General features: G+C 36.7%; 15 protein-coding genes. 6 read left to right on the top strand and 9 right to left on the bottom strand.

All coding sequences use genetic code 11. The features are described 5' to 3' along the window. Positions 1-44: 44 nt before the first annotated feature. Positions 45-245 carry a cold-shock protein gene (locus ACQCPR_RS17110; protein ID WP_090568674.1) on the bottom strand — a complete coding sequence of 67 codons (201 nt, stop codon included), beginning with the start codon at positions 243-245 and terminating at the stop codon, positions 45-47. Between the two features lie 391 nt (positions 246-636). Between ACQCPR_RS17110 and ACQCPR_RS17115 the strand changes: the two genes are divergently transcribed. After that, entirely contained in the window at positions 637-1419 is a 783-nt protein-coding gene (locus ACQCPR_RS17115; RefSeq protein ID WP_427137655.1) for a PAS domain S-box protein, read from the top strand. Between the two features lie 46 nt (positions 1420-1465). On the opposite strand, the gene ACQCPR_RS17120 is transcribed toward ACQCPR_RS17115, so the two are convergent. The 6 genes from ACQCPR_RS17120 to ACQCPR_RS17145 all read right to left on the bottom strand — a co-directional run bounded on the left by ACQCPR_RS17120 (position 1466) and on the right by ACQCPR_RS17145 (position 7889). Continuing rightward, positions 1466-2992 carry a tripartite tricarboxylate transporter permease gene (locus ACQCPR_RS17120; protein WP_090568667.1) on the bottom strand — a complete coding sequence of 509 codons (1527 nt, stop codon included), beginning with the start codon at positions 2990-2992 and terminating at the stop codon, positions 1466-1468. A 15-nt stretch (positions 2993-3007) separates the two neighbouring features. Further along, the gene (locus ACQCPR_RS17125) at positions 3008-3457 is read right to left on the bottom strand and encodes a tripartite tricarboxylate transporter TctB family protein (protein ID WP_090568663.1); all 450 of its coding nucleotides are present in this window, start codon (positions 3455-3457) and stop codon (positions 3008-3010) included. Positions 3458-3507: 50 nt separating this feature from the next. After that, positions 3508-4524, bottom strand: coding sequence for a tripartite tricarboxylate transporter substrate binding protein (locus ACQCPR_RS17130; protein WP_090568661.1), 1017 nt, complete (start codon positions 4522-4524; stop codon positions 3508-3510). A 136-nt stretch (positions 4525-4660) separates the two neighbouring features. Then, on the bottom strand, positions 4661-5353 hold the full coding sequence (locus ACQCPR_RS17135; RefSeq protein WP_090568658.1) for a response regulator: 693 nt from the start codon (positions 5351-5353) through the stop codon (positions 4661-4663). Then, entirely contained in the window at positions 5337-6947 is a 1611-nt protein-coding gene (locus ACQCPR_RS17140) for an ATP-binding protein (RefSeq protein WP_427137656.1), read from the bottom strand. Before ACQCPR_RS17140 ends, ACQCPR_RS17135 begins: the two co-directional genes overlap by 17 nt. Positions 6948-6959: 12 nt before the next feature. Then, a complete protein-coding gene (locus ACQCPR_RS17145; protein WP_093495894.1) occupies positions 6960-7889 on the bottom strand; it encodes an AEC family transporter in 930 nt (309 codons plus the stop codon). 206 nt (positions 7890-8095) lie between these two features. On the opposite strand from ACQCPR_RS17145, the gene ACQCPR_RS17150 reads away from it, so the two are divergent. The 5 genes from ACQCPR_RS17150 to ACQCPR_RS17170 are packed head-to-tail and all read left to right on the top strand — an operon-like array spanning position 8096 to position 10983. Next, positions 8096-8806 carry an ABC transporter ATP-binding protein gene (locus tag ACQCPR_RS17150; protein WP_427137657.1) on the top strand — a complete coding sequence of 237 codons (711 nt, stop codon included), beginning with the start codon at positions 8096-8098 and terminating at the stop codon, positions 8804-8806. 11 nt (positions 8807-8817) lie between these two features. After that, positions 8818-9564 (top strand): ABC transporter permease, encoded by a 747-nt coding sequence (locus ACQCPR_RS17155; protein WP_090568645.1) that lies wholly within the window; start codon positions 8818-8820, stop codon positions 9562-9564. A 53-nt stretch (positions 9565-9617) separates the two neighbouring features. Then, positions 9618-10076 (top strand): LytTR family DNA-binding domain-containing protein, encoded by a 459-nt coding sequence (locus tag ACQCPR_RS17160; protein ID WP_090568642.1) that lies wholly within the window; start codon positions 9618-9620, stop codon positions 10074-10076. Further along, positions 10073-10483 (top strand): DUF3021 domain-containing protein, encoded by a 411-nt coding sequence (locus ACQCPR_RS17165; RefSeq protein ID WP_090568639.1) that lies wholly within the window; start codon positions 10073-10075, stop codon positions 10481-10483. The genes ACQCPR_RS17160 and ACQCPR_RS17165 overlap by 4 nt, the downstream gene beginning before the upstream one ends. A gap of 59 nt (positions 10484-10542) precedes the next feature. Continuing rightward, positions 10543-10983 (top strand): small multi-drug export protein, encoded by a 441-nt coding sequence (locus ACQCPR_RS17170; protein WP_416235983.1) that lies wholly within the window; start codon positions 10543-10545, stop codon positions 10981-10983. Positions 10984-11143: 160 nt separating this feature from the next. Here ACQCPR_RS17170 and ACQCPR_RS17175 read toward each other — a convergent pair whose 3' ends face one another. Both ACQCPR_RS17175 and ACQCPR_RS17180 read right to left on the bottom strand, forming a co-directional pair. Continuing rightward, on the bottom strand, positions 11144-12307 hold the full coding sequence (locus ACQCPR_RS17175) for a PstS family phosphate ABC transporter substrate-binding protein (protein WP_427137658.1): 1164 nt from the start codon (positions 12305-12307) through the stop codon (positions 11144-11146). A 17-nt stretch (positions 12308-12324) separates the two neighbouring features. Further along, positions 12325-12780 carry a helix-turn-helix transcriptional regulator gene (locus ACQCPR_RS17180; protein WP_427137659.1) on the bottom strand — a complete coding sequence of 152 codons (456 nt, stop codon included), beginning with the start codon at positions 12778-12780 and terminating at the stop codon, positions 12325-12327. Positions 12781-12784 lie beyond the last annotated feature (4 nt).

Here is a 12784-nt window from a genome sequence, read left to right on the forward strand (position 1 = left end):
GCATCTCTTTATACAGTATTATCTTTACTTAAAATTCTTAAGAATTAAAGTTTTACGATGTTTACTGCTTGTGGTCCACGTTGACCATCTTCAACGTCAAATTCAACTTTTTGACCTTCGTCAAGAGATTTGAATCCTTCGCCTTGGATTGCTGAGAAATGAGCGAATACGTCGTTTCCACCTTCAACCTCGATAAATCCAAAACCTTTTTCTGCGTTAAACCATTTTACTGTACCTTGTGTCATGTAAAAAACCTCCATTTTGGTGAATAAAAAAATTCACATATTGCAAAAAGCTACCGAAGACTCACGATTACCTTTTGTAATATGTGAATTCATTGTTTCTATACTAAGCAATTTAATTATTGTCCTAACTATATAACACATTTTGGGATTTGTCCAATGAAATGATTAATAAATGAAAAACAATTTAAACAGCAACCTAACAAACTATCCAACTACATAGAATTTATTCTTATAAGCGTGGTATGATGAATAAATAAACTGCTTCAATCTTTAGAATGAATAATGATTAATCACACTACATGATACAAAATCTGTATATAAATCGTTTAAAATACACCTTCTATTATTTCATGAAAAATGTAATACATAGTTGTTAAGGAGAGTTCTTTATATGAACGAAAGCTTATCTCAAATAGATTACCGTGAGATAATGGAGTATTCACGTGATCCGTTAATCATTCACACTAACCTTAAAATAATTGATGTGAACCATGTCGCGGTAGATTTTTTCAGAGCAACTAAAGATAAAATCATTGGAGCAAGTCCTTTAGATATTTTTCAGGAAGCCTCTAAATTAGCTATTGAAGAAAGAATAGAATCTGCCTACCAACAACCAGCCAAAGTTATTGAAGAAACAATTTATCGAATGGATGGGACTACTGTAGAAGTTGAACTATATTGTCATCCCGTTCAAATTGGGAAAACAAAAGCAATACAAACGTATGTTAGAGATATTACCGAGCGTAAAGAAAAAGAATTGAAACAACTTGAAATTATGAAAGAAATCAATGAATTATCAGCTACACTCGTTCCTGTATTAAATGGAATCGCTATACTGCCTTTAATGGGTTCAATCGATGAGGATCGAGCAAAACAGCTACTAGATGAAGTCCCATTTAAAGTACAAGAACAAGACATTAATTTCTTAATCATTGATTTTTCTGGCATGTATACATTAAACAGTGTTGTGACAGATTATCTATTTAAGATTAATAACGTCCTTTCTTTGCTTGGTGTACGTTCAATTATTACAGGGTTAAGACCACAATTAGCTCTTACGGCAATACAATTAGATTATAAGCTAGACTCCATTCCTACCAAGTCTACTGTTAAGCAAGCTCTACATTCTTTAGGTATCAATCAAAACCTAACTATCCCTCTGGATATAAAATAATATCAAAAAAAAGCAGACTTCGTGAACAATGAAGTCTGCATTTTTATTAATCTTCCTCATTAATAATAATTTTACGTCCTTTAAGTTTCAACAATAACGGGACTAATAACCAAGCCGCTGCAGCAAGGATAAATAGTAGCGATAATGGCTTTGTCACAAATATACTAAAGTCACCATTGGAAATCGTTAACGCCCTACGCATATTGTTTTCAATCATTGGCCCTAATACAAGAGCCAGCACTAAAGGTGCAACTGGGTAGTCATTCTTTGAGAGTAAATAACCTAACACTCCACATCCTAGCAATAAATAGAGGTCAAATGTCGTATACTGTACCGCATATACTCCAAAAAAAGAAATGGCAATTATCATTGGCAATAAATACTTTTTCGGTGTTTGAATAATTTTTGCAAAGACCCGAACTAATGGCATATTCAACACAAGTAGCATCAAATTCCCGATGAACATACTAGCTATAAGCCCCCAAGCAACCTCAGGGTGTTCATCAAATAATAATGGGCCAGGCTGGATGTTATACATGATAAGTGCACCCATCAATATCGCAGTTGTTCCGGACCCTGGTATCCCTAGAGTTAGTAGTGGAATCATTGCACCACCAGAAGCGGCATTATTTGCTGATTCTGGCCCTGCTACTCCCGCGATATGCCCTTTTCCAAATTTTTCAGGGTTCTTACTTAACTTTTTCTCCGTAGTATACGAGAAAAATGATGCTAGTGTTGCTCCTGCTCCCGGTAAAACCCCTATAAAGAAACCTAGTAATGATCCACGAACGATTGGGACTGTACTATCTTTCATATCCTGCTTTGTTGGTAATATTCGATTAATCTTTGCTATACTACCTGTTTCCTCGTCTTTTTCTAAAACTGTTTTTACAACTTCACCAAGTGCAAATAATCCAACAGCAATTGTTAAAAACTCCAACCCGGAAAATAGAATAGGCTGGTCATATGTAAATCGAGCAATACCTGAAACTGCATCTATTCCGATCGTCCCCAACATAAGTCCGAATACTGTCATCATTATTGCCTTTGTCATCGATTTTCCCGCTAGACCACTAACCGCAGCTAGCCCTAATAACATGAGAGAAAAATACTCCGCTGGTCCAAACTTTATCGCAACATTGGACAACGGCTCTGCTAGAAGTACTAGTCCGATAAGGGAAATGATACCCGCCACAAATGACCCAATAGCTGAGATAGCAAGTGCAGCTCCCGCTCTCCCTTGCTGCGCCATCTGATATCCATCTAAAGTCGTCACGACCGAGGATGATTCTCCTGGTGTGTTAAGTAAAATTGAAGTAGTGGATCCACCATACATGGCTCCGTAATATACTCCTGCTAGTAAAATAATTGAGCTAGCGGCCGCTGCTCCCGTTGGCATTCCCGAAGTAATCGTTGCTGTTACAGGAATAAGAAGAGCGACACCACTCATTGGACCGATACCTGGTAAGACACCGACTGCTGTCCCAATAATAACTCCGATTAATGCGAACAGAATATTATGCCACTGAAACGCAACCCCGAATCCATCCGCTAAAAATTGTAATGTGTCCATTGCTAAACCCCTTCCCTAAAACAGTGGAAACCCTGGTAACGAACCACCCAGAAGCTCCGAAAACATATAATAAATACCAACAGAAAAAACAGTAGAAATAATTATCGAATAGATTACTTTACCTCGTTCTAATGTTTGGAAAGCAATTAGTAAAAATAGAAATGTAGAAACGACATATCCTATTTTCTCTAAGAAAAATGCATATAAAAGAGCACTCCCAAAAATAATAAAAAACTTCTTATACTGTAGTTTATCTTTTGTAGAATCCTCTGTTTTATATTTAAAAGTTTCATATAATAAGCGAATACTTAGCAGGGTCAAAATAAGTCCAAGGCCCATTGGGAATATCTTCGGACCGACAGATGATCCATATGCACTGTCCGAAATTTTTTGACTCTCAATGAAAAAAAGTATACCAATTAGTAAAAAAGCAATTCCTGCGACTCTATCAAATTTTTTATTCATGGTTATTCCTCCTAACAGAAAAGGCGACCGTGATAGCCGCCTACAAACTATTATTTCTGCATTCCAAGTGCTGTTAATAACTCGACTATAACTTTATCCTGCTCTTCTAAATAAGTAGTAAATTCTTCCCCATTGCGGTATTCACTTGCCCAACCGTTCTTCTCAAGCTCTGTCTTCCATTCGTCTGTTTCAACCATTGCACCAATTTTTTCATTCCAATATTCTTTAGCATCATCAGACATTTCTTTCGGTCCGAAAATACCACGCCATATTGTAAACTCTGCATCGATGCCCGATTCTTTAAAAGTTGGCACTTCAGAAAGTTCTCCCTCTAAACGCTCTGCCGAACTAACCGCTAACACACGTACGTCACCTGATTTTACATATGTTGCAATCGTAGAAGCATCCGTTGCAATGACATCCGCATTATTACCTAAAAGCGCTGCTATTGCTTCTCCCCCACCGTCGTATGAAACGTATTTCACAGATTTCGGATCAATTCCAGCTTCAAATGCTGGCAGTACCCCTACTAAGTGGTCCATTGAACCAGGAGCAGATCCACCTGCTAATGTAACTGTTGTTGGATCCTTTTTAATAGCATCAAGAACATCTTCTAACGATTTGAATGCTGAATCATTTTTCACAACAATTGCACCATAGTCACGAGTCAACTGTGCAAGCGGTGTCGTATCCTTGTAACCATAAGGACTGTTACCTTCAGCTTTATTATTATTTATTAGGATAGGTGGAGATTTTACCATTAGTACATAATCGTTCTTTACTTCTTTCGTAGCAAATTCCGCCATATATACTGCTCCACCGCCACCAGCTTTGTTTTCCACGGTAATTGCTTTTTCCACTAACTTTGTTTCATTCATAATTTTAGCAACCGAGCGTGCGGTTAAATCCCATCCACCGCCTGCACCCGACGGAGCAACTATTGTAATATTATTTTTGGGATAATCTGATCCATCCGACGATGCACCATCACTATCACTTGATGAACAAGCAGCTAACCCTAATGCCAAAGTTGCCGCAAAAGCAACCGTAGTGATTTTCTTCCACATTTATTAATCCCCCTCATACCATATGTTTGATAGCGCTTTCAAACGCCTATACATAATTTATCAAAACATTCCCCATATTCGATGTTTTTGGTAATAAGTTAGATAATGATTTTAAAGTGCATTTTGTTCATAAAGTTCACAATGATTTGGTAAAATATCTCCGTTCCGGCCTACCAACAGTTCCATATATTAATTCGGCGTAAACAAGTTTTTCAGAAGCTAAGTATTCTAAATAGCGTCTCGCCGTGGAACGACTTATCCCTACTGCTCCTCCAAGAGACTCAGCAGTGATGCCATCCTCTATTTTTTTTATATAGTCTACTACCTTCTCTTTTGTTATTGGATCTATTCCTTTGGGTGGTGTTATCTCTGAAAATATTGGCGAAGACATCGTGTTATTCCATAGAGACTTGATTAAATCTTCCTCGACACTTCCCTCTGCTGCTAGTATTTCTCTTTTAGATTTATATCCAAGTAGGCTTTCCTTAAATTTTTCAAAGGTTAAAGGCTTCAAAATATAGTCTGCAACCCCACTTCGAAATGCTTTTTTTACAATTTCTGATTCTGCTGCTGCTGTTATAAAGATAATATCCGTTTCTGGACTATGTGATTGAATAATTGCTAATAAATCTGTCCCAAGTGCATCTGGTAAATAAACGTCCAAAAGTATTAAATCTGGTTTGTAGGATAGAATCCAATCCTTCGCTTCTTCTGCTGTGTTTGCTGCTCCAATTACTTTAAAACCATCAAGCTTCTCAATAAATCGTCGATGTATATCCGAAATTCTTTTATCATCTTCTATGATTAGTATTTCAATTTGCTCTGTCATATAAGTACCCCCCTTTTGGTATCGACACGATAAACAATGCCCCACCCAAATCACCAGATTCTATTGCTATCACTCCACCTAAATCACTTACATTTTCCTGAACCTTAAGCAATCCATATCCTCGATCATTTTCGCTTTTAGTCGAAATTTTCTCCAATAATACTCTTCCAAATAAATTATCTGCAATTCCTTCACCTGAATCTTCCACCTCTATTACTATTTCTTCCTCTGTCTCCACTACTAATATGCGAACAATCCGTTGTTCCTCCGGAAGATTATCAACTGCTTCAAATGCATTTGTTACTAAGTTTCCTATGATTGAAACCAATAAGTTTTTTTGAAGGTGTTTTGGTAATCGTTCTAAATTGCTATCTTCATCTAAGATGAATCGTACCTTTAATTCTTTTGCACGATTGAAAAAACCTATTACTATCCCTCCGAGGAAAGGATCCTGCAACCGTTTCGTCATAAATTGGATAAGTGATTGATGCTCAGCAGTTTCTATATGTATCAATTCTAGTGCCTCTTCATATGACTGCAATTGGATAAGACCTGAAATTGTATATAAAGAGTTATTGTATTCATGCGTTTGGGCACGCAGCGCCTCTGTATATTGTTTCACTTGCGATAACTCCTCAGCTAAGCGATCAAAATCAGACTGTAAACGAAAGCTAGATACTGCTCCGACAATTTTATCTCCCACGCGTATCGGTATTCGATTAACTATTGCTTTTTTACCTCGTATTTCCATAGGGCGGTCTAACTGCCCCTCACCCGATTCCATGACCTGTGGTAGGCTTGTATTCGGAATAACATCCCAAATGTTTCGACCGATTAACTCTGTATAGGTAGGTAGCGATAAAATCTCATATGCCGCGTTATTTACCATTCTAATAACTCCATTAGCATCTACTGTAATAATCGCTTCCCGGACAGACTCTATCAATGCATTTCGCTCTGTAAATAGATTCGCAATCTCTGACGGCTCCAAGTTAAACAATTCTTTTTTAATATTGCGTGCTAATATACTCGACCCAATAATACCTAGCAAAATAGCAATTAGTACGATATACGCAATGTTATTTATATACTGAGAAAAGATTGTAGCGATATTATCCTTCAAAAAACCAACCGAAATTATACCAATAATTTGTCCATTTTCATCTATAACAGGTGCCTTTCCACGTAAAGCTTTCCCCAATGTACCGGTTGCTTCGGATATGTATGATTTCCCATGAATAAGTGCTTGTTCATTATCGTCACCGACCATTTTCTTGCCTAGTCTCTCTGATACTGGATGGGCGTAGCGAATCCCCTCTTCATTTCCTATTACTACATACTCCGCTCCTGTTTTCTCCTTTATAACAGTGGCAATTGGCTGAAGTATTTCTGTAGGGTTTTCTGATTGAAATCCTGCCAAAATATCAGGCCGCTCTGCAGTCGTTTTCGCAATACTAAGAGCCCGTTCTCCTACTTGTTGTTCTACTGCATCTGAAACAATAAAGTAAAATGAAATTCCGATTATAATTGCAACAAGCGATACAAATACAGCACCAATTAAAAAAATACGAGATTGTAACGACTTCTTTTTCATGCTTATCACTCTCTATCCCCATAAAATAGTAGAAATATAAATCACAATAGTTACCGTTATACAGCTCATAATAGTAGAAAACAAGACAATTTGTGCAGCCAAGTTTGCCTCCACATCATACTCTAGCGCTAGTGTGGAGCTATTACGAGATGTTGGAAATGCACTTGCTATAAACAGTGATTGAGCTACTACTCCGTCAAACCCCATTAATAGGATTAACCCCAAAGCTAATGTAGGACCAATTATTAATCGACCAACTGTGCTAGTGAAAATTACCTTGTTAAATATTGTTTTTAACTCTATCTGCGCCAGCTGAGCACCTAATGTAATAAGCGCTATTGATATAAAAGCATTCGCTAAGTACTCAATCGGAATTCTAAATGTAATAGGAAGGCCTATATTCCAAAAGTTCATTATTGCACCAATGATTAATGCATGAACAATCGGCAGACGTAGTAAGCTGCGAAGTATGTCCAAACCTGATTTGGTTGAGGAGATTAAATTATATAAACCATATGTATAGGTAATAATGTTTTGGAATATAACAATGATTACTTGAATCGATGTTCCAAGCGGATTTGCCACAAATAGCATTTGACTAACCGGAATCCCGTAATTGCCTGAGTTTATCAAAACAATACTATTATTAAAAATTGCAGCCTGGCTTCTATTAAGCTTTAATAATTTACTAAATAACCAACTAATCATCATAAGGCAAATACTAAAAATAAGTAAATAAACGATAATACTACTTAGGACTTTTGCATTTACTTGCGTCTCATAAATATTAATAAATACCGCTGCTGGCATTAAGCAGTATGTGATTAGATTAGATAATGCTTTTAAGTTAAAACGGAACTTAAGTTGTAGGATTGCTCCAATCACAAGCATTATTAAAATCGGAGCAACCACTTGAAATAACACCATACTTAAATAAACCATATTACTCCTCCTGTCTAAAGTACTTTGAAACATATTATCGCACTCTTTAAAATTTTCCGCCATACGGTTTTTCTGCTTCCGCTGCAACTGACCTCCCCTTATCTACAAGTTGCTCTGCTATTTATACATCTCACCTTGAAACGGCAGACCTTGAACCCCTTATTGTCATACACTTGGTGTACAAAGAAGTTACGGGAGGAACCGACATGAATATAGTGGAAGTCCACAATTTAGAAAAGTCTTATGGCTCTAATCAGGTTTTAAGAGGGTTAAACTTTCAAGCACAGGCTGGAGAAATAATTGGAGTGATCGGAAAGAACGGAGCTGGGAAGTCTACATTTTTGGAGATATTAATGACTATCAAAGATTATGATGCCGGTCATGTAGTTCTATTTCAAAAAGATATTCAAGAGAATAATTTAGAACAAATTCGAAAGCAAATCTCAGTGGTCCTTCAACCTACTCAATTTTATAAAACACTAAAGGTAGAAGAGCTTTTGAAATTATTCAAGGCCTATTATCAATCAAATATAAAGATTCACCAGATTATAAAAGACTTCCAATTAGAGCCACACCGTAAGAAATATTTTGATAAACTTTCAGGCGGTTGGAAACAAATAGTGAGTTTAGCGATTGCTTTTTTATCTGAACCAAAATTACTGATTTTGGATGAACCAACTACTGGGTTAGATCCGCATATGCGTAACATGCTTTGGGCTTATATTACAAACTACAATACTCGTACCGGTGGAACAGTTATATTGACTACTCATAATATGGAGGAAATTGAGATGTACTGTGACAAAGTAATGCTCATCAATAATGGGATTAACGAAGTTTTTGATACGACCTCCGGAATCCTTGCTTCTGGTTTTCCATCTGTCCATGAGTTTTATCTTCAGAAAGTAACGATATAGGAGGAAATCATATGTTAATGACTCAATTGAAATATGACTTACTAATGTTTTCAAGAGAATTATTTTACTTAGTATTCACAATCGTCGTACCACCAGTTACGTATTTATTCATGGGGCAATTATTTGGGGAACAAACTTATGCTGGTAATTTAAATTACGCAGAAACATATACACCATCCTTCATACTAGTTATCACGTTTACGGTTGTATTTTTTGCCTTCGGGTTCGATCAAGTAATGCAGCGTACAACAGGAGTGGAAAAAAGAATCAGCATCTCTCCAGTTTCTAAAAAAATGCTGCTCCTTTCTAGTATTATTCGCGCTATTCTTATGACTAGCTTTGGATTTGTGCTAATTTCGGTTATTGGTTATCTTATGTATGATTTACAACTTAGATTTTGGAGTGTCATATTGTCATACGGATTTTTCATCCTATTGAATGCAGTTATGCTCATCCTAGCTTCTGCTATTTACTCTTTCTTTCAACGTATGAACAGTGCATTGGTCTTTTCTATAGTTATTTTTCAAGTAGTTATTTTCACAGGTGGTTTAGCTATGCCTATACGACTAATGCCTAACTTTATACAAGTAGTTGCAGACTTTAACCCTCTGTATCATATGAACAATCTTTTCATCGCTATTTGGAACGGCCAGTTTTCATTGGACTCACAGACACTTCTCTCTAGTGGATACTTAGCTTTACTTGTAATGGTAGCGTTGATATGCCTTCATATTCAAAATAAACGAAAAATAGGATAGCCACCCCTCAGTGAAACTATTACACTTAAATGAAAGAGGAGTGTGAGCTTGACTTGAAGGTTTTACTAGATATCGATCGTGATTATAAAGAAACAAAGGTAATAATAGAGACGCCTACATTAGATGCCTCCGTGCAAGAGGTGCTAGATTTTATAAAGGGGAGAGATACAGAATTTTTGGTCGGAAAAGTGGATGAGATGCAACATATACTAAAGCCACAAGACATCCATTTTTTTCATACCGAAAATGACTCTGTTTTAGCAGTCAACGCAAACGGTTCCTATAAATTGAAGGAAAAGCTGTACGAACTCGAAGATATTCTTCCCTCAAATAAGTTTATACGACTTTCAAAATCAGTCATTGCTAATTTACATGAATTAAGTAGGTTTGAGGCATCATTTAACGGAACTTTATGCGTGTATTTTAAATCCGGTGTAAAGGAATATGTTTCCCGTACCTACGTTAGTGCCATTAAAGATGCGTTGAAAATGAACAGGAGGAAAAACGGATGAAAACCTTCCTATTTAGAAGTATGATTGGTATTTTCTTTGGAGCTTTTATAGCAGTTATACTGACCAATTCAGTTGTCTTATTTAGTGAGAAAGATACACTAGATGGTGCACTATTTCTGAAAAACTCGCTAGGGTCTGTATTTTGTGGATGGTTTTTCACTGTAAGTCCTTTATACTTCGAAAATAAAATGCTCCAATTATGGCAACAAACAATTCTCCATTTCGTGACGGTTGTTGTTCTCTACTTTTTACTTGCTTTTGGGATAGGCTGGGTGCCTTTTAACGTCCCTAGTTTTTTAACAGCGATGGGATTATTCCTAGTAGTCTATTTAGTTATTTGGGCTAGCTTTTATGTATATTTTAAGCGGCAAGTAAAAAAATTGAACGATGAACTTGAACTGCTATAAAATGAAACTTATCTTCCACTTACATCGTAACTAAAGGAACGGAAGGAAGTGTATGTATCATGGATTACTTTTTAGTATTTTTGGGAGCTGCCATACCTTGGCTAGAATTAGCGTTAGTCATTCCACTTGGAATTATTTCGGGGATGAATCCTGTAGCAGTGATTATCTACGGTTTTATAGGGAATATGGTCACGGTCATTGCGCTAATTATTGGCTACGATAAATTTAAACTTTGGCTTGCCAAACGAAATGAAGGAAAAGAGAAAAAAGCATCTAAGCGAAGTGAACGTGCAAAAGAACTTTGGAACAAATATGGACTACCGGGGATGCTATTACTTGGACCTATTTTAATCGGTACTCATATTGCTGCATTTATTGGGATGACACTTGGTGCATCTAAAGTAAAAACACTCGTTTGGTCAACAATAAGTATAGGTGCTTGGGCAATTGTATTTGGTGTTGCAACCTCCCTTGGCTTTGACTTTTTTGTACGTGATTAGATCTAATAATATTAAGAATTGGTGATGACAATCCTTTAAGAACAAAATCTGATTCTATTATTACCGGTTAATTTTAAAGAGATGCAGTTCTTGACTAACGTCATGGACTGCATCTTTTTTCAGTAATCTTATTGGATTTCCCCTTCTCCAACTGTGATCTCTATTCACTTATTGGTACATAACCTACTTTTTCCACAAGTGCTTGCCCTTGGTCCGATAAAATCCACTCAATTAACGGCTCCACATTGGGATTATCCGTTCCAGCTGTCACAATATACAGTTCGGATGTTATAGGATAGGTATCTGCTCGAATATTTTCTTTCGTTGGGGCAACTCCATTTATTTCTAACAACTTGATCTGATCATTACCGACCATTTCTGTAGAATAAAAGCGGAATGTAAAGCCAATTGCATTTTTATAGTTTCTATATTGAGATACCTCATTTATGATTCCTCCCATTCCTGTAACGATATCTTTTGAAGGTGGATCCATAAGTGGCATTCCCTTCATCAGAGATTGAAGCGCAGATTGTGACCCACTGTCTTCTGGTCGTTGAAAAGCACGAATTGGATCATTTTTCCCCCCTAGCTGCTCCCAGCTAGACACTTTTCCCGTATATATATCTTTTATCTGATCTACAGTAAGGTTATCAACTGGATTTTTTTGATTGACAAAAAAGACAAATGCTTCTCGACCAATAGGTGTCATTGTAAGCTCTAATCCTTTTTGCTCTGCAATTTTCTTTTGTGATTCGGAGGGAGCTGCCGCGAAAATCATATCAACCTTTCCACTAAAAAGATTCTCATAAGCATATGGTGTAGTACTCACCAATACTTCACTATTGTAAGATGGATAGGATTTTTCTGGGTAAGTTGCTTCTACGATTGCCGCGTATAACGGATAAAGCGCAGTTGCACCGTCCAATCTTGGTAGATCATCAGTAAGCTGAAGTGTCGCTTTCTCATTTAAAGTTGTTACTTTGCCAAATTGTGAAAAGGGTTCGTACTTAGCTATATCTACTTCAGCATCTACTGTCGGTATTAAATGAGTATATATATCCTTTATGGGAGCAATCGCACTGATTAATATTGCTGCTCCGGCTATACTACCAAATATAATTTTCCGCTTTTTCGTTTGAAAAAAGTGAAATATATTAAACACAAACAACACATATAATACAACTCCACCAGTTATAAGCAATGCAATATAATCGATTCCCCCCATTATAAGTACAAAAAACAAACCAACGAATACAAAGAACACCATCCCAATTAAAGCAAAAATAGAAAGTATTACTCCTCCAATTTTCGACTCTACTTTCATCCCAATTCCCCCTGTAGTTACTCTGTTTTGAATAGTTCGCTTAGACGAATATTTGTTTCCTCTTCATCAAAAGAACTGAACCAACGATAATTTTTATCGTCTAAAATGCGGTAATGTTGGCTGATAACATTTTGTTGCATTCGGAAATTCCCCTTTGAACTTATTTCCTTCCACCACACATGACCACCCATCGATTTGTCCTTTGGGCGATCAATGCCATCATGAGCGATTGTTTCAATCACTTCCAATGGCTCATCTCCTAACACAGACTGCAATATTTCACTATCTCGAAACAACGCACATACAGCGATTACATTTGTCCAACCAGCTAGCACTCTTTCTTTCTCTATTTGGACAAGCGTTTTCTTCGAAATTCCCATAATACTTGCCATTTTATCCTGTGAATATCCTTTTTCAAGTCGAACCATTCGAATCCTCACAGAAATAAGCTGAATTACATATTCTTTATCCATAAAA

The sequence above is a fragment of the Psychrobacillus psychrodurans genome, from assembly GCF_050209195.1.
GTDB lineage: Bacteria > Bacillota > Bacilli > Bacillales_A > Planococcaceae > Psychrobacillus > Psychrobacillus psychrodurans.